At 64.8% G+C, this 25,979-nt stretch carries 14 protein-coding genes and 1 pseudogene; 12 read left to right on the top strand and 3 right to left on the bottom strand.

Going from position 1 to position 25,979, the window contains the following annotated elements; all coding sequences use genetic code 11:
- Positions 1–15 precede the first annotated feature (15 nt).
- Entirely contained in the window at positions 16–936 is a 921-nt protein-coding gene (locus FJD34_RS10285) for a FecR family protein (protein ID WP_032861041.1), read from the top strand.
- A 19-nt stretch (positions 937–955) separates the two neighbouring features.
- Positions 956–1,069, top strand: a pseudogene (locus FJD34_RS28290) (metal ABC transporter ATP-binding protein); the annotation flags it as partial.
- 29 nt (positions 1,070–1,098) lie between these two features.
- Here the strand turns inward: FJD34_RS28290 and FJD34_RS10275 are convergent.
- Both FJD34_RS10275 and gspH read right to left on the bottom strand, forming a co-directional pair.
- A complete protein-coding gene (locus FJD34_RS10275; protein WP_065943722.1) occupies positions 1,099–1,707 on the bottom strand; it encodes a type II secretion system protein GspJ in 609 nt (202 codons plus the stop codon).
- On the bottom strand, positions 1,704–2,165 hold the full coding sequence (gspH, locus tag FJD34_RS10270) for a type II secretion system minor pseudopilin GspH (RefSeq protein WP_032861038.1): 462 nt from the start codon (positions 2,163–2,165) through the stop codon (positions 1,704–1,706). Before gspH ends, FJD34_RS10275 begins: the two co-directional genes overlap by 4 nt.
- A gap of 90 nt (positions 2,166–2,255) precedes the next feature.
- Here gspH and FJD34_RS10265 point away from each other — a divergent pair, with 90 nt between their 5' ends.
- A complete protein-coding gene (locus tag FJD34_RS10265) occupies positions 2,256–2,687 on the top strand; it encodes a type II secretion system protein N (protein WP_032861037.1) in 432 nt (143 codons plus the stop codon).
- On the opposite strand, the gene gspI is transcribed toward FJD34_RS10265, so the two are convergent.
- A complete protein-coding gene (gene gspI / locus FJD34_RS10260) occupies positions 2,674–3,066 on the bottom strand; it encodes a type II secretion system minor pseudopilin GspI (protein WP_032861035.1) in 393 nt (130 codons plus the stop codon). The genes FJD34_RS10265 and gspI overlap by 14 nt on opposite strands.
- Positions 3,067–3,214: 148 nt before the next feature.
- Between gspI and gspG the strand changes: the two genes are divergently transcribed.
- From gspG to FJD34_RS10215, 9 genes are all read left to right on the top strand, one after another.
- Positions 3,215–3,664, top strand: a complete 450-nt coding sequence (gene gspG, locus FJD34_RS10255) for a type II secretion system major pseudopilin GspG (RefSeq protein WP_032861034.1) — start codon at positions 3,215–3,217, stop codon at positions 3,662–3,664.
- 8 nt (positions 3,665–3,672) lie between these two features.
- Positions 3,673–4,608 (top strand): type II secretion system minor pseudopilin GspK, encoded by a 936-nt coding sequence (gspK, locus tag FJD34_RS10250; RefSeq protein ID WP_157695976.1) that lies wholly within the window; start codon positions 3,673–3,675, stop codon positions 4,606–4,608.
- Positions 4,605–5,717 (top strand): type II secretion system protein GspL, encoded by a 1,113-nt coding sequence (gspL, locus tag FJD34_RS10245; protein WP_090293109.1) that lies wholly within the window; start codon positions 4,605–4,607, stop codon positions 5,715–5,717. Before gspK ends, gspL begins: the two co-directional genes overlap by 4 nt.
- On the top strand, positions 5,710–6,237 hold the full coding sequence (gspM, locus tag FJD34_RS10240; protein WP_032861032.1) for a type II secretion system protein GspM: 528 nt from the start codon (positions 5,710–5,712) through the stop codon (positions 6,235–6,237). Before gspL ends, gspM begins: the two co-directional genes overlap by 8 nt.
- On the top strand, positions 6,234–8,534 hold the full coding sequence (gene gspD / locus FJD34_RS10235; RefSeq protein WP_090290852.1) for a type II secretion system secretin GspD: 2,301 nt from the start codon (positions 6,234–6,236) through the stop codon (positions 8,532–8,534). The genes gspM and gspD overlap by 4 nt, the downstream gene beginning before the upstream one ends.
- Positions 8,535–8,997: 463 nt before the next feature.
- Positions 8,998–10,416: a type II secretion system ATPase GspE gene (gene gspE / locus FJD34_RS10230; protein ID WP_090290853.1), complete on the top strand. Its 1,419-nt coding sequence runs from the start codon at positions 8,998–9,000 to the stop codon at positions 10,414–10,416.
- A complete protein-coding gene (gene gspF / locus FJD34_RS10225) occupies positions 10,416–11,627 on the top strand; it encodes a type II secretion system inner membrane protein GspF (protein ID WP_032861028.1) in 1,212 nt (403 codons plus the stop codon). Before gspE ends, gspF begins: the two co-directional genes overlap by 1 nt.
- 450 nt (positions 11,628–12,077) lie before the next feature.
- Entirely contained in the window at positions 12,078–13,268 is a 1,191-nt protein-coding gene (locus FJD34_RS10220) for a substrate-binding domain-containing protein (RefSeq protein ID WP_032861026.1), read from the top strand.
- A 214-nt stretch (positions 13,269–13,482) separates the two neighbouring features.
- On the top strand, positions 13,483–25,791 hold the full coding sequence (locus tag FJD34_RS10215) for a filamentous hemagglutinin family protein (protein WP_090290854.1): 12,309 nt from the start codon (positions 13,483–13,485) through the stop codon (positions 25,789–25,791).
- Positions 25,792–25,979: the final 188 nt, after the last annotated feature.

Here is a 25,979-nt window from a genome sequence, read left to right as displayed (position 1 = left end):
TGAGTACCTGCGCGCTTGAAAATTTTTAGCTTTCCCACTGCCCGGGGCACGCCCGACAGCCGATTGCACGACGAAGCGCGCGATTGGCTGGTCCTCCTGACCTCGGGCCAGGCGACCGTGGCCGATGCCAAGGCCTTGCGCCAGTGGTGCGCCCAGAGCCCGGAGCACGCCCAGGCTTTCGAACACGCCAAGCGGTTGTGGCAACAATTGACCCCGGCGCTGGCACAGGCCCAGGCACCCCGGCATTTTGGCCGGCGTGCGTTCCTCGGCGGGGCGCTTGCCGCCTCGGTTGCCTTGGTGATGGTACGCGTCACGGTGCCCGGTGGTTTTGCCGGGTTGAGTGCCGACTACCGCACGCAGGTGGGTGAGCAGCGGCGGGTTGAACTGAGCGAGGGCATCAGCCTGGAGCTCAACACCCAGACCCGTATCAGCCGACGTGAGCAGGGCATTGAATTGCTTGAAGGCGAGGTCGAGGTGCTGGCGGCGCAGCCGCTGACGGTACAGGCGGGGGCAGGGTGGCTGAGTGCGAGCCAGGCGCGATTCAATGTGCGCAACACCGATCACAGTGTGTGCGTGACCTGCATTGAAGGCTCGCTGGCGGTTGCCGTGGGTGGGCGCAGCGTGCGCCTGGACAGCGGGCGCCAGTTGACCTACGACGCGGCAGGGCTGGGGCAAGTGCTGACGGTGGACACCGAGGCCGTGATCGCCTGGCGCGAGCAGGTGCTGGTGTTCAATAACGCCACGCTGGACACGGTGATCGACGAGATCAACCGTTACCGGCCGGGGATGTTGGTCTTGCTCAATCGCGAACTGGGCAAACGCCGGGTGCAGGCGCGCTTCAGCCTGGAGCAATTGGCAGGCGTGGCATTGCTGATTCGCGATGCCTATGGGGCCAAATGCACGCAGCTGCCGGGTGGGGTGGTGTTGCTCAGCTAGGCGCGGACTCTATTCCCTCCTGTCGGCGAGGTTCCCTGTGGGAGCGGGCTTGCTCGCGAAGGCGTCGGCCCAGCAAACATTGATGTTGACTGACCCGCCGCTTTCGCGAGCAAGCCCGCTCCCACAGGTAAGCAACCGCGCACAAGGGGAGATCGCTGCAATTCAGTCCAACGGCCCCAGCACCTGCCGATAGCGCTCCACCCCCTGCGGTGTCTGCCGCACCAGGGTGATTTCCAGCCCCGCCGGATGGCTTCGGCGATTGCCGCTCAACTGCCGCCAGCCCTTGTCGTTATCCCAGACCCGTACTTGCAGGTCGCTGACCTGGCTCAACACCGCCACCGCCTCCTTGGGGGCCGGTAGCGGATAGCGATCCCGTGCCGGTGCCGCGGCGCGGTACAAGGTGTCGCCCTTGAGCCACCATCGCACCCGTTGCAGACCATCGCCCGGGGTTGGCGCGCTGCGGATCAGCTCCAGGCGAAACCCCTTGCTGTCGGAACTGCGCACAGTCACCGCCGGCAAAGCGTCTGCGGCGGGGGGCTGGTCGGCGGTGGGTGGCGGCGCCAGTTCCACCCCGGCGCGCAGGCTGACGTCCAGTTGCAACTGGTTCAGGGCACGCAGCAGCGCCTGGGTCTGTTCGGTACTCGCCTGCAAGTGGGCGTCGGCGCGGGTCACGCTGTCCAGGCCGCGCCAGGCAATCAGGCTGACGACCGCCATCAGCATGATCGCCACCATCACCTCGATCAGGGTAAAGCCTTGCTGGTTACGGTTCATGGCGGGCTCACCACGCGCAGGGCGCCGGTTGCATCACGTTGCAGGCTGAGGCTGTGCTGCCCGTCCGACAACAGCACCTGCAGCGGCGGATTGATCCATTCGGCATTCAGCACCAGGGTTTGCCGGGGTTCGATGCGCACCTGCAGCGGCGTGGTGTCCCAGGTCCGTGGGCGCAGTTGTGGATCGCCCTTGAAGTCCTCCAGCCCTGGGCCATCGTCGCGGCTGCGGCTCAAGCGGTAGCCGTTGGCATCCGCGCGCCAAGTGATCGCACGGCCATCGGCGCGGGCTTCGGCCTGGGCGATTTGCAACACCTGAGCCAGGCGCTCGGCGTCCTTGCGCAACAGGTGCAAGGGGTCCGGCTTGATGCTCAGGCTGATGGCAGCGCTGGCGATGCCAATGATCACCAGCACCACCATCAACTCGATCAAGGTGAAACCTCGTTGCCTGCGATCCGTCATGCGTGTGCCCTCAACCGGATCAACCACTGAAATAAAACCGTGAGATTTGCCCTGTAGGCTGTCGGGATGGACAAACAGGAGGTCCCGCCCATGGCATTCATCGATCGCTTATCTGCCGCCCACGGCGTCCAGGCCCTGGCCTTGCTGGCGACGCTGGCCGGGGTTGCTACATGGACGCCGCTGCTGCTGACGTCCGCGCAGTCCCATACCCCGCCGATTGCACCCCAGGCGTTGGCGGCGCGCAGTGACAGCCCGGCGCTGCAATGGTTTGCCGATGTGCCGGCGGCGCTACAGGTCAAGGTGTCCGGGGTGCTGGCCGGCGCCCAGGGTGCAGTGGCAATCCTCAGCCTCAACGAAGGACCGCCACGCAGCTTTCTCGCCGGTGAGCGCCTCAGCCCCGGCGTACGCCTGGCGGCCATCGAGGGCGATGGGGTGGTGATCGAGCGGGGCACCGAAAAGGTCCGGGTCAATCTCGATAAACTGCCCGAGGCACCAGCCTTGCCCAGGCTCACTCGACCTTGACCTGTTGCAACGCAGGCGCGCGGTCCACCCGGGTTTCCAGGCGTGCCAGGGGCGGCGCCTCGCGTGTGGCATCCAGCACCTGCACGCTGACCTTCAATAGGGAACCATCGCCCGCCACCACCTGTTCACAGCGCAGCTTCAAGCGCCCCTGATCACACTCAAACGTCTTGCGTCCGGGGCTTGCGCGCCCCTCCAGGCGCAGTTGGGCCAGGCGACTCTGGGCCGCCAGCATGGCGATGGATTTGTCGCGCAACAGGCCATTGCCCTGGGTCATCAACCCCGCCACCCGCACAGCCGCCGCCATGGCCACGGCAATAATCGCCAGGGCCACCAGCACCTCGATCAGGGTGAAACCTTGGTTCTTCTGACGACCACGCATGACGTGCTCAATGCCGGGAAACAGGCCCGCAGACTAGCCGCTGCACTTGACCGATTGGCGACCAAAGCTCCCGAGGATTTTCAATACGACTGACATGTTGGCTTGCAACACTGCGCGACGAAAAGCACTCAAGCCAAGGAATGTCGAGATGGATATCGCGCACGTCACATCCACCCCGCGAGGCCCTCGGGGCCAGCGTGGCTTCACCCTGATCGAGATCATGGTGGTGGTGGTCATTCTCGGGATTCTCGCTGCCATGGTGGTGCCCAAGGTGCTTGACCGCCCGGATCAGGCGCGGGCCACAGCCGCCAGGCAAGATATCGGTGGCTTGATGCAGGCGCTCAAACTCTACCGCCTGGACCACGGCACCTATCCGAACATGACCCAGGGTCTCAAGGTCCTGGTCGAGCGCCCGGCCGATGCGAAGAGCAGCAACTGGCGCGCCTACCTCGAACGTTTGCCCAACGACCCGTGGGGCCGCCCGTATCACTACCTCAACCCTGGCGCCAATGGTGAAGTCGATGTGTTTTCCCTCGGGGCCGACGGCCAACCGGATGGCGACGGCGTGAATGCCGATATCGGCTCCTGGCAGTTGTAAGGCGCGCCATGAACAGGCATTTGCCCAGTGCGGCGAAGCAGCATGGCATGGCGATTATCAGCGCGTTGCTGATCGCCGCCGTGGTGGCGGTGCTCGCCGGGGCCATGCTCACCCGCCAAAGCGTGTTTACCCGTAGTCTTGAGGCCGAACAACTGCGGGTCCAGGGCAGTTGGCTGTTGCAGGGTGCGCTGCAAGCCAGTCGACAACAGTTGTGGGATGCGCGGCGTAAAGACGTGCTGACCCGCCTCGATCAGCCTTGGGCGCGACCCTTTGCCGGGGCGGTCGAGGGGCGCCTGGATGACGAACAGGGCAAGTTCAACCTGCGCAACCTGGTCCGCCAGCAGCAGCCCGATGCTGCGCAATTGCAGAGTTTCCAGCGCCTGTGCCAGTTGCTTGGCATCGACCCTGGCGTCGGCCAGCGCATCAGCCAGCGGGTGCTTGCTTCGTATGCGCAACGTGCGGGCGAAAGTGAGGTGATCAGCCTGCGCAGCACTTCACCCGAGGCCGCCCAGACCCTGCTGCCGGCCAAGGCCCCGATGCTGCGCAGCCTGGATGACCTCGCCGGTATCGACGGCCTTGAACCGCGTGTGCTGCAACGCCTGGCGGCGTATGTCAGCGTGCTGCCCGGCAATACCTGGGTCAATGGCAACACTGCCAGCGCCGAAGTGCTCAGTGCGGTGGTGCCCGGGCTCAGCCTGCCCCAGGCCCAGGGATTGGTGGCCGAGCGGGACAGCGGGCGCTGGTTTATCAACCGGGGCGATTTTGTCAACCGCCTGCGCATGCCCCACCTGGTGGTGGATTCGGTGCAGGTGGGGATCACCAGCGAGTGGTTCCGCTGGCACGGCCGCGCGCGTCGCGAGCAGCGCCGGGTTGCCGCGCAAGCGCTGTTGTATCGCCCTGAAGACCGGCAACCCCAGGTGATCTGGTGGCGGGTGGGCGCATGACGCGCTTGCGGATTGCCTTGCCGCCGCTGGACCAACTGAGCGCCGAGAGCCTGGTGCACTATGCCTGGCTGGACCGCACCGGGCAGGTCAGCCGGCAAGGGCAGGCCAGCCTTGGGCAGTTGGCACCACCGCGCAAGACCCTGGCGGCCGAGTGCTTCCTGCACCCTTGGGACAGTTTGCTGAGCAGCCTGGAACTGCCGCCATTGACGGCGGCCAAGGTGACGGCAGCTGTGACCTGTGCAGCCCAGGCGCTGATCCTCGGCCCGGTGGCACAGGTGCAGGTGGTCCATGGCCCCCGGGAGAGCAACGGGCAAGTGCAAGTGGGGTGGCTGCCAAAGGCGGGCCTGGAACAACTGAACCGGGTCCTGGCCCAGGTGCATATCAGCCTGCGTGGCCTGTACCCGGCGCCCTATGCCTTGCCCGTACCGCCGGCGGGAGGCTTGAGCGTGGCCTGCGTCGAGGGGCATCTGCTGCTGCGCCAGAGCCTGCACCAGAGCGCCTTGCATCCCCTGGGCGCGCGAGCCCTGGAGGCGCTATTGAACGGTGGCGCGCAACTGCATCAGATCGATGAGCACACGGCCCAGCGCTGGCAGGGTGTGGTGCCGGGCTGGGGCTTGCACGGGCGCCTCAAACGCCCCAGCAACGGAGGTTGGGGGCGGGCACTGGGGCTCAGCGCATTGGCCGTGGCGGTCTGGACCCTGGGCCTGAACCTGTACGCCGCGCGCCAGGTAGGCGAAGGGCAACAGCTCAAGGCGCAGATGATCGCCCAGGTCAAGCAGGCCTTCCCGCAATTGCCGGTCATCCTCAATCCGCTGCAACAGGCCCGCCAGCAATTGGCCGCCGCGCAAGGCGCCGGCGCCGACCCCGGCCAGCGTTTCAGCAGCCTGGTGCAATTGGCGGGCAGCCACCTGCCGTTTATGGTTGGCAGCGTCCAGGCCCTGGCTTTTGAACAAGGCCGTTTGCACCTGCAATTGTTGCCCGACAGTCGCAACCCGACGGCCGCAGGTGATTGGCAGGCGGCGCTGGCCCAGGCCGGTTTCACCGCCACCCGTGATGATCACGGCTGGACCCTTGGGCCGCTCGACAGCCCGGAAGACGCCAATGAGTAAGCTCAGCTATCAACGCCTGCGCGCGCAGTTCCAAACGTTCTGGAGCGCCCTGGCGCTGCGCGAAAAACGCCTGCTGGGCGGCGGCGGGGCAGTGTTGGCGGGCCTGCTGGTGTGGTTGCTGTTGATTGAACCACCCTTGCAGCAGATCGACTACTGGCAAGCCGAAACCCCCAAGCTGCGTACCCAGGCTGCCACCTTGCAGGCGCTGTTGCAGGGCGCCAGTGCCGGCGCGCGCGCCGGGCAAGACCGCGAAGGTGCCTTGCGCCAGGCCCTCGACGCTGCCGGACTTGAAGGCCGTTATCAATTGCAGGTCGTGGACTCCAACGGCTGGCGCCTGACCTTTACCGACGCGCCAGCGGATGCCGTGGTCGGATGGTTGCTGGCGAGCCCACGCGCACTTTCCCTGGAGGTGTCCCAAGCGCGCTTGCAGCGTGTTGGCGACACCGCTGAAAACCCGGCCGGCAGATTGTCCGGGACCGTTCGCATGGATCAGGCGCCTGGCGCTAAGGAAGCTTCATGAAGTGGTCATTCGCCCTTTCGGCGCCGTTTCGCCAGGTAGCGCCGCTGCTGTTGCTGGCGCTCAGTGCCTGTAGCAACACCCAGTCGCCGACACCTGCGCCATTGCTGGTGGACAGCGAACTCGGCCAGCCCCTGGCCGATACCCGGCGCAACGGTGTGCCGATACCCGAGCGCCAGCGCGAAATCACCCCTCAGCCACGGGCCCAACACCCGGTGACCCAACGCGCCCGTGGCCATGCCGCCGCCCCGGCCAAAGTGCGCAACCCGCTGGGCGACCAGCCGGTGCAATTGAACTTTGTCGAAGCCGACATCCAGGCGGTGGTGCGCGCCTTGTCCCGCGCCACCGGCCAGCAGTTCCTGGTGGATCCACGGGTCAAGGGCAACCTGACCCTGGTCAGCGAAGGCCAGGTCCCGGCGCATCAGGCCTATGACATGCTGCTGGCGGCGCTGCGCATGCAGGGCTTCAGCGTGGTGGACGTCGGCGGTGTGGCCCAGGTGGTCCCGGAAGCCGATGCCAAGCTGCTGGGCGGGCCGATCTACAATGCCGCCAGCCCCAGTGGCAATGGCATGCAGACCCGCACCTTCCGCCTGCAATACGAAAACGCGGTGAACCTGATCCCGGTATTGCGGCCCATTGTCTCGCCAAACAATCCGATCAATGCCTACCCCGGCAACAACAGCATCGTCATCACCGACTATGCGGAAAATCTCGCGCGGGTGGCGCAGATCATCGACGGCATCGACACCCCGAGCGCCATCGACACCGACGTGGTGCCGGTGCAAAACGGCATTGCCGTCGATATCGCGGCGATGGTCGCCGAGTTGCTGGAAACCCAGGGCAACGACCAGACCCAGAAGATCGCCGTGGTCGGCGACCCGCGCTCCAATTCGATCATCATCCGCGCCGGCAGCCCCGAGCGTACGGAACTGGCGCGCAACCTGATCTACAAACTCGACAATGCCCAGAGCAACCCCAGCAATATGCACGTGGTGTACCTGCGCAACGCCCAGGCCGGCAAGCTGGCGCAATCCCTGCGCGGCATGCTCACCGGTGAAAGCGAAAGTGGCGTGAGTGACGAGGCCCGCACTAAGTTGAGTGCAATGGGCGGGGCAGGCACTACCAGTCAGGGCAGCCCCCAGAACAGCAGTGGCGCGCCGACCGGTAGCGCTGTCCAGCCCAGTGGTTATGCAAAGGACAGCACAGGTGCGAGCAATACCACCAGCGAGCAGAACACCGCTTTCAGTGCCGGCGGCGTGACGATCCAGGCCGATGCGACCACCAACACCCTGCTGATTTCCGCACCCGATCCGCTGTACCGCAACCTGCGTGAGGTGATCGACATGCTTGACCAGCGCCGCGCCCAGGTGGTGATCGAAAGCCTGATCGTCGAAGTCAACGAAGACGATGCCAGCGAATTCGGCGTGCAGTGGCAGGCCGGCAACCTGGGCGGCAAGGGTGGTTTTGGCGGGGTCAACCTGGGCGGTAGCGGAATCAACGGCACCCCCACCAGCAAGACCAGTATCGACGTGTTGCCCAAGGGCCTGAACATCGGCCTGGTGGACGGCACGGTGGATATTCCAGGGATCGGCCGGGTGCTGGACCTCAAGGTCCTGGCGCGGGCGTTGAAGAGCAAGGGCGGGACCAATGTGTTGTCCACGCCCAACCTGCTGACCCTGGACAACGAAGCGGCGAGTATCTTCGTCGGCCAGACCATTCCCTTCGTCACCGGCAGCTACGTGACCGGTGGCGGTGGCACCAGCAACAACCCGTTCCAGACCGTGCAGCGTGAAGAAGTAGGCCTCAAGCTGAACGTGCGGCCACAGATCTCCGAGGGCGGCACGGTGAAGCTGGATATCTACCAGGAAGTCAGCAGCGTCGACGCCCGCGCGTCGGTGGAGGCGGGGACGGTGACCAACAAGCGGGCGATCGATACCAGCATCTTGCTCGATGATGGACAGATCATGGTGCTGGGCGGGTTGTTGCAGGATGGCTATACCCAGAGCAACGACGCGGTGCCGTGGCTATCGGACATCCCGGGGCTGGGTGCGCTGTTTCGCAATGAGTCGCGCAGTGTGAACAAGACCAACCTGATGGTGTTCTTGCGGCCCTACATCATTCGCGACAGTGGCGCGGGGCGCAGTATTACGCTTAATCGCTATGACTTTATGCGCCGTGCCCAGGGTGGGTTGCAGCCGCAGCACAGCTGGGCGCTGCCGGATGTGCAGGCGCCGCAGTTGCCGGCGGTGGAGAAGGCGATTCCGGGGGCGGTGCCGGTTCGTGGGAGTACACAGCCGTGAGTTGTATCACCTGTAGGGGCTGGCTTGCCTGCAGTGGCGGCAATTGTGTTGTGGGGGTACATATCCATCCCTGTGGTAACGGCTACTTAGGGTTCCGCTCTTACAGCGGGTCACTTTTGGCAAACGCCCCCCCAGTCAATGCAGCCAGTCCAGAGACACCCCATTCAAAATGTGGGAGCTGTCGAGCCCTAGCGAGGCTGCGATGGCGGCGGCATGATCAACATCTATGTCGCCTGACCCACCGCTATCGCAGCCTCGCTAGGGCTCGACAGCTCCCACAGGAGGTTGCTGGTACTTTTGATCTTGAGCGCCCCGTTCCGAGCCTGGGCGAGGCAGCGAGTGGTGGGGCAAGAGCCTTTTGGTTACTTTGGGGCTTTTCCAAGGTGACTCGCTGTAAGAGCGAAACCACCAGTTGGCATCACAAAAATAACGGATATGTCCCCAATCAAAGGGCTCAAACACCATGAGCCTGCTCCCCTACGCCTGGGCCAAATCCCAACGCATTCTCCTGCACCCCACCCCCAGCGGCCCGCGCCTGACCATCTGCCCCTCGACTCCCGGCTGGTCGATCAGCGAAGTCCATCGCCAATTCGGCCAGGCCCCCATCGAACACGTACGCGACGATGAACTCGACGGCCTGCTGGCCAGCGCCTACGCCGACACCGGCAGTGCTGCAGCGGTGGTCGGCGCGGCCGAAAACGAAGTCGACCTCGACCGCCTGATGCAAGACATCCCCGAAATCACCGACCTGCTCGACACCCAGGACGGCGCTCCGGTGATTCGCATGATCAACGCCTTGCTGACCCAGGCCGCCCGTGACGAAGCCAGTGACATTCATATTGAGCCCTTCGAAACCCACTCGGTGGTGCGCTATCGCGTCGACGGCACCCTGCGCGATGTGGTGTCGCCGCGCAAAGCCCTGCATGGCGCGCTGGTGTCGCGAATCAAGATCATGGCTCAGCTCGACATCGCCGAAAAACGCCTGCCCCAGGACGGTCGTATCGCCCTGCGGGTCGCCGGGCGGCCGATTGATATCCGCGTGTCGACGGTGCCTACCGGCCATGGCGAGCGGGTGGTGATGCGCCTGCTGGATAAACAGGCCGGGCGCCTGCAACTGGAAACGCTCGGCATGGACCCGCAACTGTTGGCGCGCCTCGATGGCCTGATCCGCCAGCCCCATGGCATCGTGCTGGTCACCGGGCCCACCGGCAGCGGCAAGACCACTAGCCTCTACGCGGCCCTGGCGCGGCTGGACGCCAGTACCAGCAATATCCTCACCGTGGAAGACCCGGTGGAATACGACCTGCCGGGGATCAGCCAGATCCAGGTCAACGCCAAGATCGACATGACCTTCGCCCTGGCCCTGCGCGCGATTCTGCGCCAGGACCCGGACATCATCATGATTGGTGAAATCCGTGACCTGGAGACCGCGCAGATCGCCGTCCAGGCCTCGCTCACCGGCCATCTGGTGCTGGCCACGCTGCACACCAACGATGCGGTGTCGGCGGTCAATCGCCTGATCGACATGGGGGTGGAGCCGTTCCTGCTGGCCTCGTCGCTGCTTGGCGTGTTGGCCCAGCGCTTGGTGCGGCGCCTGTGCCCGCACTGCAAGCAGCCGGACCCGGCGGCGCCCGGCACCTGGCGCCCGGTGGGGTGTGACCAGTGCAACCAGGTCGGCTACAGCGGCCGTACCGGTATCCATGAACTGTTCTGCGTCGATGATGCGGTGCGTGGGCTGATCCACAAGGGCGCCGGCGAGCAGGAAATACGCATCGCCGCCCGCGAGGCCGGGATGTTCAGCATGCGTGAAGACGGCGAGCGCTGGGTCCGCAGCGGCGCCACTTCGCCGCAAGAAATCCTGCGCGTAACACGGGACGCCTGATGAATCGCTATCGCTATGAAGCCTGTGATGCCAGCGGCAAGCTGGAAACCGGGCACCTGGAGGCCGAGAGCCAGGGCGCAGCCTTTGCCAGCCTGCGCAGCCGGGGCCTGACCGCGTTGCTGGTGCAGGTCGAAGGCAGCGCCAACGCAGTGGGCAGCAGCAGCCTGTTCAGTGCCAAGCTGTCGGACAACGACCTGGCGTGGGCCACCCGCCAACTTGCCAGCCTGCTCGGTGCCAGCCTGCCCCTGGAGGCGGCGCTGAGTGCCACGGTCGAGCAGGCGGAAAAAAAACACATCGCCCAGACCCTCAGCGCGGTGCGCGCCGATGTGCGCAGTGGCATGCGCCTGGCCGATGCATTGGCCGCACGGCCACGGGATTTCCCGTCGATCTACCGGGCGTTGATTGCGGCGGGGGAGGAGTCTGGCGACCTGGCCCAGGTCATGGAGCGCCTGGCCGACTACATCGAGGAACGCAACAACCTGCGCGGCAAGATTCTTACCGCGTTTATCTATCCGGGCGTGGTGGGCCTGGTGTCGATTGGCATCGTCATCTTCTTGTTGAGCTACGTGGTGCCGCAGGTGGTCAGTGCCTTTTCCCAGGCGCGCCAGGACCTGCCGGGGCTGACCCTGGCGATGCTCAATGCCAGTGACTTTATCCGCGCCTGGGGCGCGCTGTGTTTTGCCGCCCTGGTGGGTGGTTTCTGGTGTTGGCGCCTGTACCTGCGCAACCCCGTGGCGCGCTTGAACTGGCACAGCCGGGTATTGCGCCTGCCGCTGATCGGGCGGTTTGTGCTGGGGCTCAACACTGCGCGCTTTGCCTCGACCCTGGCGATCCTCGGTGGCGCCGGGGTGCCGTTGCTGCGTGCCCTGGAAGCCGCGCGCCAGACCCTGTCCAACGACCGCCTGAGCCAGAGCGTCAGTGATGCCACGGCCAAGGTGCGCGAGGGGGTCAACCTGGCGCCGGCACTGGCGGTGGAAAAGGTCTTCCCCCCCGTGTTGATTCACCTGATCGCCAGCGGTGAAAAAACCGGCTCCCTGCCGCCCATGCTGGAGCGCGCGGCGCAAACCCTGTCACGGGATATCGAACGGCGGGCCATGGGCATGACGGCCTTGCTGGAGCCGTTGATGATCGTGGTGATGGGCGCGGTGGTGCTGGTGATCGTGATGGCGGTGCTGTTGCCGATCATCGAGATCAACCAACTGGTCACTTGAATCCGACTGACACCATTGCCCAAATGTAGGAGCTGGCTTGCCTGCGATAGCATCACCTGGGTGTGACTGAAAAACCGAGTTGCCTGTATCGCAGGCAAGCCAGCTCCTACATTTGGATCACCTAACCTCGGGTTCCTCATTTCGTCATTTTTTAACCCACGGCACACAGCCGGTGTTCCTTCCAGCCCACGCCTCGAAACAACCCCTGCAACCTTGCTGTCACTCAGCCCGTTAAAAGCCAGAATCATTGCCAAAACACCCGAGAATCTTTTTAAAAATCAAGCTGTTCCTCCCGAGGTTTTTTCCTACATCTGTCATCGGAAACTGCGAACTTCGTGTCCATGGCCTCGCCCGGCAAGCCCTCTGGATCAAGGCGTGTGAACCGAGTGCCATGGCGTCATGCAAGAGCCATCTACCTCAACGTATGAACACGACGAAAGGAGCTTCTTCATGTTTAAGCGCAATGTTCTCGCGGCATCCATGACCCTCGCGGCCCTGTGCTCGGCCCAGGCAGCATTTGCTGATATCAACGGCGGCGGCGCAACCCTGCCACAGCCGCTGTACCAGACCCCCGGCGTACTGACTGCCGGTTTCGCCGCGTACATCGGTGTCGGCAGCGGCAACGGCAAAGCGGCATTCCTGGAAAACAAGTACGACAAGCTCGTACCTGGCGTGACCACCAAGAACGTGCACTGGGCGGGCAGCGATTCCAAGCTCAATGCCACTGAGTTGTCGACCTACGCATCGGCCAAGCAACCAGGCTGGGGCAAGCTGATCCAGGTGCCTTCGGTAGCCACTTCGGTTGCCATTCCTTTTCGCAAGAGCGGTGCCAACGCCGTTGACCTGAGCGTCAACGAGCTGTGCGGTGTGTTCTCGGGTCGTCTCACTGACTGGAGCCAGATCACTGGCGCTGGCCGTAGCGGTGCAATCACCGTGGTTTACCGCAGCGAAAGCAGCGGCACCACCGAACTGTTCACGCGCTTCCTCAACGCCCAGTGCGCTGAAACCGGCAGCTTCGCCGTTACCACCACCTTTGCCAACAGTTACAGCGGTGGCCTGCCGGCCGGTGCCGTTTCTGCCGCCGGCAGCCAAGGTGTGATGAATGCCTTGAACGATACGACGGTCGCTGAAGGCCGTATCACCTACATGAGCCCTGACTACGCCGCCACTACCCTGGAAGGCCTGGACGACGCTACCAAGGTCGCTCGCGTTGGCAAGGACGTGGCCAGCAACACTGCAGGTGTATCGCCAGCGCCGGATAACGTTTCCGCTGCGATTGATGACGTGTCGGTACCTGCCGTGGCTGATCGCTCCAACCCGGACAAGTGGGTACCTGTATTCGGTAAAAGCGGCGTAGCCGGTGTGGTGCCTTACCCAACGTCGGGCTACCCGATCCTGGGCTTCACCAACCTGATCTTCAGCCAGTGCTATATCAACGGCGACCAGTCCAACCAGGTGCGTGACTTCTTTGCCCAGCACTACGGCGAGACCGTCAACAACGATGACGCCATCCGCGCCAACCGTTTCGTGCCACTGCCAGACTCCTGGAAAAGCGCGATCCGCAGCAGCTTCCTGACCGCCGGCAACTCCCTGAGCATCGGCAAGACCGACGTCTGCAACGGTATCGGTCGTCCGCTGTAACCCCAGCGTTCATCGACCTGCGACACCTGATCAGCAACGGCCTGTGCCGTTGCTGATTTTTTATTTGCCTACCCGCCAACACCGGCCCCGGTAGCCGTTGCCGAGGGCGGTGGGCGCTAGATGAATTTTGCATGACAGAAGTTCAGTCCCGTCCCTCGCCAACCGCCTAACTCCCATACGTGATGTGCATCTCAACACACAAGGATGATTCCAGATGGTCCGCTGCAAACCACCGGTTAACCTGAATGCCCGCGGCCCGCACGGCCAGACAGTCTTGCGCCTCAAGCCGTTGGCCCATGCCATTGCCTTGTTGCTGGTGGCGGGCAGTGCCCAGGGGGCCACGGCGTTCAGCTCTGGCTGGTTTGCGGCCAAGGGCGCGTCCCAGGCGGCCACGGCGGCGCGTCCGGGGGCGCAGGTGCCGGGGATGCCGCCGCCGTTGTCCCAGCAGGCGCGGGTCAACCAGCAGATGCAGCGCTCACTGAGCACGCTCAACAACAGCGTTGCGGCGATTGCCGCCCAGCAGGCCGCGCAGGCGGCGGGGCGCCAGGCAGCGTTGGGGCAGGTCTCGACGATTCCCGATGGCCTGGGCAAGGGCGGCTTGCAGGTAGACAACAGCCTCACCCAGGGTTGGATCAACGCCAAGGGCCCGACCCAAAGCCAAGCCGGTGGCCAGACCACGGTGAGCATCGAGCAGACCGCCGACAAGGCCATCCTCAATTGGGAGACCTTTAACGTCGGGCGCAACACCACTGTCGACTTCCAGCAGCAGTCCAACTGGGCCTTGCTCAACCGCGTCAATGACCCCAACGCGCGCCCCAGTGAAATCCAGGGCCAGATCAAGGGCGCTGGCACTGTGATGATCATCAACCGCAATGGCGTGGTGTTCAGCGGCAGCAGCCAGGTCAATGTGCGCAACCTGGTGGCGGCCGCAGCGAATATCAGCGATGAGCAATTCACCCAGCGCGGGCTCTACGTCGACGCCAACGGCACCCAGCCAACGTTCACCGATGCGGCGGGCAAGGTCCAGGTGCAGCGGGGCGCGCTGATCCAGACCCATGATGCGGCCACGTCCACCGATGCCGGTGGCTATGCCTTGTTGTTGGGCTCGGAAGTGGAAAACGCCGGGACCCTCATCACCGCCAAGGGCCAGACGACCCTGGCCGCCGGCGACAGTTTTTATATCCGCAAAGGCGTGGGCACCACCGGCAATGCACGTTCCACCACACGCGGCAATGAAGTCGCCAGCAGCCTCAAGGCCGGCAGCAGCGCGGGCAGCGTGACCAACAGCGGCCTGATCATGGCCGCAACCGGCGACATCACCCTGACCGGCCACGCCGTGCAGCAAAACGGCGTCGCCCTGGCCAGCACGTCGGTGGACACGCGTGGCACCCTCCACCTGCTCAATTCGTCCACTGACACCACCGGCAGCGTCAGTCTTGGCGAAGGCAGCACCACCGCGATCCTGCTCGACAGCAGCGGCTCCACCGCACTCAACAGCCAGCGCGACAATGGCCTGGTCAATCTTGACGGGCTGGCGAACCCCTTGATCAGCGGGCAGTTCAATAACCTGGGCAGTGTGGCTGACCGTACCGATCAGTCGCGCATCGAGATTGTCAGCGGCGGCACCGTGGACTTCCAGAAGGGCTCGATTACCCTTGCCACCGGTGGCCAGGTCGCGGTCAGCGCCGGCCAGCGCAGCCTGGTGCGCGACGGTGCGATGATCGACGTGTCCGGCGCCATCGGCGTCAAGGTGGCGATGCAAGCCAACAACATCAAGATCAACGTGCAGGGCAACGAGCAACGTGATGCACCGGTCAACCGCGATGGCGGGCAGTTGATCAACAACGATGTGTGGGTCGACCTGCGCGAATTGGTGTTTGTGCCAGCGGGTACCAACGGCTACGCAACGGATCGCTGGTACACCGCTGGCGGCCTGCTGGAAGTCGGTGGCTATCTGGGCACGCAAGGGCACGCGGTGGGCGAGTGGATGGCCCAGGGCGGTACCGTGACGTTTACTGGCCGTGACGTCGTGACCCAGCAGGGTGCGCAGATCAATCTGTCGGGCGGCACCGTGGATGTCCAGGCCGGTTATGTCCAGCAAACCTGGCTCAAGGGGCCGGACGGGCGCTTGTACGAGCTGTCGAAAGCACCGGGCGATATTCTCTACAGCGGGCTTTACAAAGGCTTTGAAGACACCAGTGAGCGCTGGGGTCGGACCGATCTCTATTACAACCCGTTGATCGCCCCACAGCGTCGCTTTGAGGCGGGTTACACCGTGGGCCGCGATGCCGGCAAGCTGGTGGTGGGTACGCGCAGTGCGGTGCTTGAAGGCCAACTGATCAGTGATGTGTTCCAGGGCGATCGCCAGACCCTGGCACCGAACATCAACCTTGACGGTTACCAGCAGTCGCAAAAGGCTCAGGCCCAGCGTGCGCAACTGATCATTGGCCAGTACACGCCGATCTTCAACAAAAGCACGGGTACCCTGCGTTACGCCCTGACGCCGGGCATGGAGCAGCTAGTGATCGAGAGTGGCGCGCCAGCCATCGCCGACAGCCTGGACCTGAGCGCCGCGCTGCCGGCCGGGCGCCAGGGCAGGCTGGTGCTCGACAGCGAGCAGCTCAACGGCTTCCAGTTGGGCGCGATCAAGGTGGGTGCCAAACAGCAGATCACGGTCAATGGCGCGTTGTCGGTGGCGGACGGTGGCGATATCACCCTGTATGCGCCGCAGGTGGCGGTCAACGCCAACCTAACGGCCCACGGCGGCAGCATCAATGCCGGCAACGTACTGAGTCAGGTCAACCTCAATCGGCAGAATGGCGTTGAAGATGTGATTCTGGCGGGGATCGGGCAAGTCGCTGTGGCCTCCGGGGCGGTGCTGGATGCCTCCGGGCGCTGGAACAACCTGGCACTGCAGCCGTCCATCATCGGTGGTGTGGCTTACGCCAATGGCGGCAAGGTGTCGCTGCGCAGCACCGGCGATGTGAGCCTGGGGGCGGGGAGCCTGGTGCAGGTGTCTTCGGGCGCGACTGCTGGCCAGGATGGCAAGGTCAGCGGGGGCAAGGGCGGCAGCGTGACGTTGGGCGCGCTGGGGGCGCTGGTGTTGGGCGGTGAGATTCGGGGTTACGGTGTCAGCGGTGGCGGCACCCTGGCGTTGCAATCGCACAAGGTGCTGATCGGTGAGGCAAGCACTCCAGACGCGGACACCCTGCAACTGGCGGGAGACTTTTTCAACAAAGGGTTCTCGGCGTATGACATCACTGGCAATGAAGGATTGATCGTCGCTGACGGCACTCAGGTCGCGGTCAACATGCCGGTCTACCGTGTTGGCGAGCAGGTGCAAACGGTGCCGAGCGGCAGTGATCCGGCCAGCCTGATGGCGCTGTGGACACCCCCGGTGTATCAGCAGGATGCGCTCAACAGCGTGCTGAGCCAGCGTCGCGGCGCCAGCTTGAGCCTGACGGCCGGGCATCAGGAGTCCACCGCTGCGCAATTGGCAACCACGGCGCTGAGCGTGGGCCAGGGGGCGGTCATCACGGTCGACCCGGGCCAGGCGATCAACCTGCGCAGCGTCGGCCAACTGACCCTCAATGGCACGCTCAACGCCTGGGGCGGCAGCGTCAGCCTGAGAGGCCTGAACGTGGCCAGTTCCGAGGCGGTGAATGCCGCGGGTCACGGGCGTTCGATCTGGGTTGGCGAGCAGGCGCTGATTGATGTGGCCGCGCGGGCGGTGAGTGCCGTGGACAGTCGTGGCCGCAGCTATGGCCTGGTGCGCAATGGCGGCACGATCAGCCTTGGCGGCGAGCTTGACCTCGCCACCGGCATTGCCAAGGCCAGTGATGTGTTTGTGGTGGTACGCGATGGCGCGCGCCTGGATGCGTCCGGTGCCCAGGCGGGCCTGGATCTGCCGGGTCGGGGCCGGGTGCAGGTGGCCAGCAATGGCGGCAGCATCAGTGTGGCCTCCAACAATGGCCTGTACCTGGACGGCAGTCTTGTGGCCCAGGCCGGCGGTGCCGGTGCATCGGGCGGGAGCCTGGCCCTGGCCCTGGAAAGCCCTTACTACATCAAGAATGCGGTCTCCGACCGGGTGCTCATGCCACGGGAGCTGGTGCTCAGCCAGACCCGGCAGGACAGCACCCTGGCGGGCACTGCCCAGGCTGCGGCTGTCGAGCTGGAATATGGGCATGCTCGCCTGGGCGTGGATCAGGTCAGCGCCGGTGGCTTTGACAACCTGGCATTGCTGAGCAATGGCCTGCTGAGTGTTGACGGTGATCTATCGCTGCAGATGGGCCAGAGCCTGCGCCTGTACAGCGGCGCCCTCGGCCTGAGTGAGAATGCTGCGCCAGATGCCCGGGTCAACCTGTCGGCACCTCACCTGCTGTTGGCGGGCATCCTTGCGCCCTTGGAAGCCAAGGACCAATACCTGCATCCGGTGTTGACCAGCGCCATGTCGCAACGCGCCACCGAGGCGGTGTTCAACGCCAACGCCAATCTGCTGGAGGTACGCGGCAATGTGTTGTTCGGCAACAAGAGCAGCCTGACTCAGGCCGACAATAGCCAGGTGAGTGTCGAACGGCGTGGTTTCGATGATGTGCAACTGAGCAGCCAGGGTGACCTGCGTTTCCTCGCCGGGGCCAGCGCGGATGCAATCGCCCTGGGCATCAGTACCCAGCTCATGACCCGGGGCGACATGACCCTGCGGGCCGCGCAGTTGTACCCGGCGACCGAAGTCGGGGCACGGGTGCTGGCTGGCTACGTGGACGGGGTTGCCGGCTACGACCCGACGCGCACCCTGACCATCGCCCGTACCGGCAACGAGGCAGGCGCTGTACCTTACTCGGCCTTCGGTCGCCTGCAACTGGGCGGCCCGACCATCCAGCAGGGCGGGGTCGTGCGCGCCCCCCTGGGGCTGATCGAGGTCGGCATCCTGGGCACCCAAAAAGTCGAGCTGCTGCCCGGTAGCCTGACTTCGGTGAGCGGCAAGGGCCTGGTGTTGCCCTACGGTGGCACGGTGGATGGCCAGGTCTACCAGTACAACGGTAAGACCGTGTCGTTCCTTGGCCAGGGGGCGATTGCGAACCTCAATGGCGACCTCAATGTGGGGGTGATCCTTGGCGGTCAATCGGTGGCGGTGCTGCCAGAGGCCACGCTGGACCTGTCCGGTGGCGGCGAATTGCTCGGCGCCGGGTTTATTTCCGGACGCGGCGGTTCCACCGATGCGCGCTACAACCCGCTGATGCAGATCGGCACCAACGGCGGCTTTGTCCTGCCGGGCCTGGGCAGCAACCCGGTCTACGCCATCGTGCCTGGGGGGCAGCCGGGTTATGCCCCGGTGGCACCGGAGGGCGGCGCGGTAGACCCGTTGATCGGCCAGCAAATCACCCTGGACGCTGGCGTACCGGGACTGGCTGCGGGGACCTATACCCTGATGCCCTCCACCTACGCCTTGATGCCGGGGGCGTTCCGTGTGGAAATCAACGGCCTGGCGGGGCGCGGGACCGAAGACGTGCCACAGGCACTGCGCAATGGTTCATGGTCGGCTGCCGGGCGCCTGTCCATCGTCAATACCGGGATCAGCAACCGTGTGGCCAGCCAGTTGATCCTGACTTCGGCCGACACCCTGCGCCGTTACTCCCAGTACAACGAAACCGGTTATGCCCAGTTCGCCGTGGCCGATGCCGCCAAACTCGGCGTGCCACGGGCGTTGCTGCCGGTGGATGCCAAGACCTTGAAACTGGCGTTGAACCCCGGTGGCGGGGCAGACGCCTTTTCCTTCGCCGGTATCGGCCGCTTCGAGGCGGCAACTGACGGTTATGCCGGCACGGTTGCCGTGATGAACATGGGGACCGGTGGGATGGAGGTGGTGGCGCCAGGCAAGGCGGCCACTGATGGATTCGGGGGCGTCACCGTGGCGGCGGACAGCCTCAACGCCCTGGGCGCGGCACGCCTGATGATTGGTGGGATGACCCAGGTTTCGTATGGCCAGAGCGGCAACTACATCAATGTGGTCGGTGCCAACAGCGGCTCTATCACCTTGCGTGAAGGGGCGAACCTGGCTGCACCGGAAGTGTTCCTGGTGAGTACCACCGGCGAGATCATCATGGAGCAGGGCGCCTCGATCAATACGATTGGCCGGGGCAAGGCCAGTTATGACGCACGCGACGGTTTTGTCTACCAGGTCGCGAATATGCTGGCGGTCTCCAACGGCTTGCTCAACGTGGTCAACGCCGTACAGGCGGGCGGTGCCTCCAGTGGCGGCATCAATCTGGGGGTGTGCAACAGCGCGCCCTGCGATGGCCAGACTGCCCTGTATTCAGACGGCAGTATCGTCGCCCTGACCGACAAGACGTTGCAGATGGGGGATGAGGTGCGCTACGGCACCCGTCATCTCAACCTGGGGCTGGCCAGCATCAACGTCGGCAGCCCGCAAGCGTTGGCCGAGGCGGCGGCCGGCAATCGCCTGCCGGCCGGCATGACCCTGACCCAGGATGTGTTGAATCGCTTGTTGCGTGGCGACACGCAATTCGGCGCGCCGGCCCTGGAAACCCTGCAACTCTCGGCCCGCGACAGCTTCAACTTCTATGGCTCCAGCACCCTCGATACTTATGACGCAGTGACCGGCAAATCGTTGCTGAGCAACCTGATGCTCGCCACCCCGGCGATCTATGGGGCCGGCAGTGCCAGTGATGTGGCGAGCATTCACACCGCCAACCTGATCTGGCTCGGCGCGCAAACACCTGCCGGCGCGGCAATCGCGGGCGGGGCCGGCAGTGGTAGCGGGCGCCTGGATATCAGTGCCGAGCGTATCGAATTGGGTTATGGCGATTTTGCCCAACCGAGCACCACCCAGCGCTTCGACCGCCTCGCGTTGGGATTTGCCGACGTCAACCTCAAGGCCAGCGAGCGCATCACCGCCAATCACAAGGGCAGCCTGTCGGTCTATCAGCGCCAGGGTGCTTACGACCCCATCAAAGGGTTTGCCTACACGGGCGGCAACTTGAACATCCTGGCGCCGTTGCTGACCGGTGAGGCGGGATCGGTCAACCGCATCACCGCCGGTGGCGTACTGGATATCGCGGCAGCAAAGGGTGTGCGTGGCAAGGTCGAAGGCCAGGGCGGCGAGCTGGCGTTGCAGGGCGACAGCATCCGCCTGGCCAGTGCGGTGGTGTTGCCCAGCGGCAAGGTCACCCTCGACGCACGTGGCGACGTGGTCTTGAGCGATGACGCACTGATTGATGTGGCCGGGCGCGCCATCGTCTTCAACGATCTGACTAAATACGGCGCGGGTGGCGAGGTCTCGTTGCAAAGCCGCGAGGGCAATGTGCTGCAGGCCGCAGGCTCGACCATTGACCTGTCGGCCCAGCACAACCAGGCGGGCAAGCTGCGGGCGGTGGCGGTGGGTGAAGCCGGCGGCGTGGTTGACCTGGCGGGCAAGCTCTTGGCGGGCAGCAGCGGTGACTACGATGCCGGCGGCACCCTGGTGCCGTACCTGGCCGGTGCGGTTGAGATCCAGGCCCAGCGCTTGGGCACTCGCGGTACCCTGGACGAGCAGTTTGCTGCTCTCAACCAGCGGCTCAACCAGGGCCAGGTATTTGGCGCGCGCAGCTTCCAGCTCAAGCAGGGCGACCTGAGCATCGGCAATGACGTCAAGGCCAACAGCGTCAGTGTCTCGCTGGACAATGGCAGCCTGCGCGTTACCGGGCGGGTGGATGCCAGTGGCGAGCGGGTGGGCAGCATCAACCTGCTGGCCAAAAAAGGCCTGGCCCTGGACGGCAGCGCCGTGCTCGACGCCCATGGCAGCCAACTGCGGGTGGACAGCCATGGCCAGATCATCGATGCGCCGAACCGCGCCACGGTGGTGCTCGGTTCGGGCCAGGGCCAGTTGACCCTCGCCGATGGCGTACGCATTGACCTGCGCCACGCTACCGAGGCGACGGGCAATGATGGTCGCAGCCGTGGCACCCTGGAACTCAATGCGCCGCGCTTGGGCAGCAATGACATTGCCATCGATGCCCGTGGCCGCCTGGATATCCAGGGTGCGCGCTCGATTGCGCTCAACGGCATGATCAGCTACGACGATGCGCTGATCAAGACCGATGCCACGGCCAGCGGGCGCCCGTACCAGGTGATCGACCAGAAGTACCTCGACGCCAAACATGCCTTGAGTGTGTTGTTCATCAACGCTGCCCTGAAGAACAACGACCTGCTGCAGAACAAACTGGCAGGCTTGAACAACGCCACCTATGCCGACGCTTTCCATCTGCGCCCGGGTGTGGAGATTGTCAGCAAGACGCCCCAGGGCGATCTGGTGGTGCAGGGCGATCTCGACCTCTCCGGTTATCGTTACGCCAGCCTCAGCCCGCATACCCAGAAAAACGCGGATATCTACGGCTCCGGCGAAGTGGGTCGCCTGACCCTGCGCGCCGGCGGCGACCTGAATATCTACGGCAGCATCACCGACGGCTTTGCGCCGCCACCGCCGACCGACGATGACAACGGCTGGGTACTGCGCCCCGGTATCGATTACACCGGCGGCACCCAAGTGGTGCCGGGTACGGGCGTGACCCTGGCTGACGGCACGAAGTTTCCGGCGGGTGCGGTGCTCAACTTCGATGTGTCGATCAAGGCCCTGAGCCTGGCGAACGGTACACGGCTGCCGGTACCGGTGACCCTCAGCCAGCCTCTGGTACTGCCTGCGGGTACGGTGCTGGCGGCAGCGATACTGGATGCATCCGGCAAGGAGCTGTTTGCTGCGGGGACGCTGCTGAGCCAGAGCCAGACCCTGGCGAGCGGCACTGTACTGGGGGCCGGCACCCTGCTGACCAGCAACACCAGCGTGCGGGCGTTTATCTGGCCCAAGGGCGTGCCATTGCCCGGGCGCCTGGGCAGTACGGCATTCGTGACCCTCAATGGCAGCAAGGCACTGCCCCGTGGCGCACTGCTGCCGGCAGGCACTGATGTCAAGTTGTCGGGCGGTGTGAAGTCGGTGAAATTGCGCGTCGAGGAGGCGGGGCGTCAGGGCAAGAACTGGGGCGTTGCGCCGATGCTGACGGAAGGCTCCCAGGCGTGGTCGATCCGCCTGGTGGCCGGGGCTGACACCCAGGCGGCTGACAGTCGGCTGCTGCAGCCGTATCCGTCGACCGGCAACCTGCGCCTGGCCGACAGCCATTTCGGCATGTTCGCCGAGGGTGTGCTGGTGTGGACCGAGCAGGGCTCCATCGACAATTACGGCGACACCAGCATGGTCGGCAAACCCGTGAGCGCCGGCAACCTCGGAACGTGTACTGACTACCCCGGTTCCTGTGAGTCCGGCGGTGATGCCTACAGCCTGGTGGCGGGGGGCAGCAGCCGTTTCAGTGTGATCCGCACTGGCGCAGCCGACCTGGACCTGCTGGCGGCTGGCAACCTGAGCATGGAATCGCTGTACGGGGTCTACACCGCTGGCAGTTCTTCCACGGGCACCTCGGCCAACGACCCCTACAACCTGCCGCGGGCACTGGGCGAAAATGGCAAGGTGTTGGGCAATAGCGTGGGCGGCAACGAGAAACTGGTCAACGGCGGCGCCGACAGTGTGTACCGCGCCTGGTACCCGCAGGCGGGTGGCAACCTGTTGTTGAAAGTGGGCGGGAACCTGACTGGTAACATCACCAGCCCGTCACTCAGTGTCTCGGGACGCCCGGTCAGGAGCGATCGTGGCCAGGACTCGGCGAATGTCGGCAACTGGTTGTGGCGCCAGGGCAATGGTTTGAGTGGCCCTGAGGCGCAAGCCACTGCCTGGTGGATCAACTTTGGCTCCTACGCCACCAACCTGGCCCAGGCGGGAGGCGCCGACCAGATGCTGGGCTTCACCGGCTTCGGCACGTTGGGCGGGGGCAACCTGAATGTCGAGGTGGGCGGCGATGCCGGGATCATCCGGCCGTTGGCTGCCGGTTATGTACCTCAGGCGGTGAACTTGCGCAGCCAAGGGGTGGTGTTGGCGGTGGGCAGCAGCGGGCGCGTAGCGGCTGATGGCAGCCTGCAATTGACCGGCGGTGGCGACTTGAACCTGCGGGTCGGCGGCGCGGTGAATCCAGGCAGTCAGATCGCTATGGATCACCTCAATGGCGCGCTGGTGAACCTGCGCGGGAATGTGCAGTTGACCGGCGGTGCCCTGGGCAGCCTGACCTTGCGGTATGGCAGCCGGGCTATCGACCAGAGCCCCAGTGAAGTCCGCGCCTATGACCCACTGCGCGCCACATCGGCCTCGGCGGCCGGTGGCTTGAGCCTGTTGCCCGGTGATGCCACCTTCAACCTGGCCACCCGTGGGGACCTGGTGTTGCAGGATGTGGCCGATCCAGGGCGCGTCGCCCAGACAAATGCCCTGGCCTACGTAAACAATGGGGTCAACGGCGTCGGGCAAAGCTGGTTCAGCCTGTGGACCCGCAACACGGCAGTGGACCTGTTCTCTGCCGGCGGCAACCTGACACCGCTGACCCAAACCCTGGAAACAGACATGGCGGCGGTCTATCCCGCCACATTACGTGCGGTGGCCGCCAGCGGCAGCCTGTATTACGGGCGTGCGGCGACTGCGAACCCCGGCTCGATGCCAGCGCTTGTGGCGCTGGTACTGGCGCCATCGGCCAACGGCCAATTGCAGTTGCTGGCCGGGGATTCTATCTATGGCGGCGACCTGACCGTCAGTCGCTCCAGCGCCGCGCCGGACAGCCTGGCAACGATCCTCAACCCGGCGTTCCTGGGCTTTGCCAATTCCCTGCCGATCGCGGGCAGCGGCAACCTTAGCGGTGATAGCAATATTGCGCGCCTGGGGCTTTCCCCGCTGTTCACCTTCGGTGCCAACACGGCCAGCACGTTGTGGGGCGATACCCTGGACCCTGCGCGCTTTTATGCGCTGAGCGGCGACCTGCTGGGCGTCAACAGTGGGCGTGCCCTGACCATCACCAGTGCCGGTGACCCGCGTGTGGGGCAAACGTTTTATGAAGGCGCAGGTCCGGTATGGATGCTGGCCGGACGTGACATCGTCAGCAGCGGCACGCGTCTGGGTGGCGCCAGCGGTGGCGAATCGGCGACCGGTGAATATGCTTTCGACGCCAACCTGTTTGTGCATAACGGCCTGACTGATATCTCCATCGTCAGTGCCGGGCGCGACATTCTCTATAGCAGCTTCAATGCGGCGGGGCCCGGTACGCTGGAGTTGATGGCCGGGCGCAACATCCTCATGGAGGACAAGGTCAGCGTCAACAGCCTTGGCGCTGTGGCAGCGGGTGATAGCCGTGCCGGCGCGAGTATCGTCATGCAAGCCGGAGCCGGCCCCAACGGCCCGGACTACCGACGTTTTGTCGAGGCTTACCTGAACCCTGAGAGCCAGTTGCAAACGGGCGAACCCTTGACGCTGCTGGGCGGCAAGGTTGCCAAGACCTACGAGCGTGAACTGCTGGACTGGCTGGCCGGGCGTTTCGGCTTTGTCGGTGACAGCCAGCAGGCCAGGGCCTACTACGCGGCGCTGCCAGCGGAGCAGCAGCGAGTGTTTGCCCGTGAGGTGTACTTCGCTGAACTCAAGGCTGCCGGCCGCGAGTACAACCAGGCGGGCGGCGTACGCGAGGGCAGCTATGTGCGCGGTCGGGCGGCGATTGCCGGGTTGTTCCCGGACAAGGACGTGGCCGGTAATGCCATTGCCTACAAGGGCGATATCACACTGTTTGGCGGCGCGGGGGTGCACACCAACTTCGGTGGTTCGATCCAGATGCTCACGCCGGGTGGTGGCCAGACCTTCGGTATCGAGGGCGCTGCGCCGCCGTCGACGGCTGGGGTCATCACCCAGGGCGCGGGCGATATCCAGCTGTATTCCCTGGGCAGCATCCTGTTGGGCCAGAGCCGGATCATGACCACCTTTGGCGGCTCGATCATGGGCTGGTCTGCTGCGGGCGATATCAACGCCGGGCGGGGGTCCAAGACCACCGTGGTCTACACCCCGCCACGGCGGGTGTACGACAACTGGGGCAATGTCAGCCTGTCGCCGTCGGTGCCGAGCACCGGGGCGGGCATCGCCACCCTCAACCCGATCCCGGAAGTGCCGGCGGGGGATATCGACCTGATTGCGCCATTGGGCACCATTGATGCGGGTGAGGCGGGGATCCGTGTGTCGGGCAATATCAACATTGCCGCGTTGCGGGTGGTCAACGCGGCGAATATCCAGACCCAGGGCAAATCGTCGGGGGTACCGGTGTCGGCGGCGGTCAATACCGGGGCGATGAGCTCGGCCAGTGCGGCGGGGGCGGCAGCGTCCCAGGCGGCCGAAGACGCGGCCCGCAATCAACAGGCAGCGGCGCGCCAGGGCCGGGCGTCGATTGTGACGGTGGAGGTGCTGGGGTTCGGCGCGGAGCCGGTGCAGCGGGGGCAGGAAGAGGCACGCAGGGCGCCGGCGTATGACCCGCACAGCCCGGTGCAGGTGTTGGGGGCGGGGCCTTTGAGTGAACAGGCCAAGGCGCGGTTGACGGATGAGGAGCGGGGGCAGATTAGTTTGTAGGGAGAGTGTGCATATCCGGTGCTGCGGTAACCACGGCTACCCCGGCATCCACTGCACAATACCTGCCTGCGGCCAGTGTGGTTGAACGGGTCGCCTAAGATCAAAAGCAGAGCAAAAGCAAAGTGCGCAGCTGCTTACCTGTGGGAGCGGGCTTGCTCGCGAATGCGGTGTATCAGTCACCGCAAGCG

Origin of the sequence: Pseudomonas brenneri, from assembly GCF_007858285.1 — a bacterium.
GTDB lineage: Bacteria > Pseudomonadota > Gammaproteobacteria > Pseudomonadales > Pseudomonadaceae > Aquipseudomonas > Aquipseudomonas brenneri.
Note: the sequence above shows the minus strand (reverse complement) of the source record. Positions and strands in the feature narration are given on the sequence as shown.

Excerpts from the sequence above, each read along its gene's own strand:
- FJD34_RS10275 (WP_065943722.1), bottom strand. The coding sequence starts at position 1,707 with ATGAACCGTAACCAGCAAGGCTTTACCCTGATCGAGGTGATGGTGGCG.
- gspH (WP_032861038.1), bottom strand. The coding sequence starts at position 2,165 with ATGACGGATCGCAGGCAACGAGGTTTCACCTTGATCGAGTTGATGGTG.
- FJD34_RS10265 (WP_032861037.1), top strand. The coding sequence starts at position 2,256 with ATGGCATTCATCGATCGCTTATCTGCCGCCCACGGCGTCCAGGCCCTG.
- gspI (WP_032861035.1), bottom strand. The coding sequence starts at position 3,066 with ATGCGTGGTCGTCAGAAGAACCAAGGTTTCACCCTGATCGAGGTGCTG.
- gspG (WP_032861034.1), top strand. The coding sequence starts at position 3,215 with ATGGATATCGCGCACGTCACATCCACCCCGCGAGGCCCTCGGGGCCAG.
- gspK (WP_157695976.1), top strand. The coding sequence starts at position 3,673 with ATGAACAGGCATTTGCCCAGTGCGGCGAAGCAGCATGGCATGGCGATT.
- gspL (WP_090293109.1), top strand. The coding sequence starts at position 4,605 with ATGACGCGCTTGCGGATTGCCTTGCCGCCGCTGGACCAACTGAGCGCC.
- gspM (WP_032861032.1), top strand. The coding sequence starts at position 5,710 with ATGAGTAAGCTCAGCTATCAACGCCTGCGCGCGCAGTTCCAAACGTTC.
- gspD (WP_090290852.1), top strand. The coding sequence starts at position 6,234 with ATGAAGTGGTCATTCGCCCTTTCGGCGCCGTTTCGCCAGGTAGCGCCG.
- gspE (WP_090290853.1), top strand. The coding sequence starts at position 8,998 with ATGAGCCTGCTCCCCTACGCCTGGGCCAAATCCCAACGCATTCTCCTG.
- gspF (WP_032861028.1), top strand. The coding sequence starts at position 10,416 with ATGAATCGCTATCGCTATGAAGCCTGTGATGCCAGCGGCAAGCTGGAA.
- FJD34_RS10220 (WP_032861026.1), top strand. The coding sequence starts at position 12,078 with ATGTTTAAGCGCAATGTTCTCGCGGCATCCATGACCCTCGCGGCCCTG.
- FJD34_RS10215 (WP_090290854.1), top strand. The coding sequence starts at position 13,483 with ATGGTCCGCTGCAAACCACCGGTTAACCTGAATGCCCGCGGCCCGCAC.